This window comes from Citrobacter sp. T1.2D-1, from assembly GCF_950098555.1.
Lineage (GTDB): Bacteria > Pseudomonadota > Gammaproteobacteria > Enterobacterales > Enterobacteriaceae > Citrobacter_A > Citrobacter_A telavivensis.
In genome coordinates this window covers 1-382 of the sequence record NZ_CATNHH010000055.1, presented here as the reverse complement: position 1 = coordinate 382, position 382 = coordinate 1, and the positions used below count along the sequence as shown (strand labels likewise).

General features: G+C 48.4%; 1 protein-coding gene. It reads left to right on the top strand.

Annotated features, from left to right (window positions below; genetic code table 11):
- Positions 1 to 382 (top strand): efflux RND transporter permease subunit (locus QQZ17_RS21180; protein ID WP_284554171.1); only part of this gene is annotated, 382 nt, incomplete at both ends.

Sequence of the window (382 nt, the reverse complement as noted above, 5' to 3'; positions counted from 1 at the left end):
ATGTACTTGTCATCAAGCCGTATGGACTCAAACGGCCAGCCTATCTTGATACCATTGTCGGAAGTGGCGAATTTTAGTGAAACCTTGGGTGCACCGCAAATCAACCGTCGTGCGCTGTTTCGTGAAGTGGTAGTCCAAGCCAACACGGACGGCAGACCGGCAGGTGATATCGGCGCGGATATCACCAAAATTCAAAACGAAATGAAACTGCCACCCGGTTACAGCTTTGCGGTACAAGGCTCTAACAAGGACATGGCAGAATCCATCGGCTACGCGACAACTGCACTTGGGTTGGCAATTGTGTTTATTTATATGTTGTTAGGGTCACAGTTTAATAGCTTTTTATACCCTGTGGCGATTATGGCATCGCTGCCGTTATCGC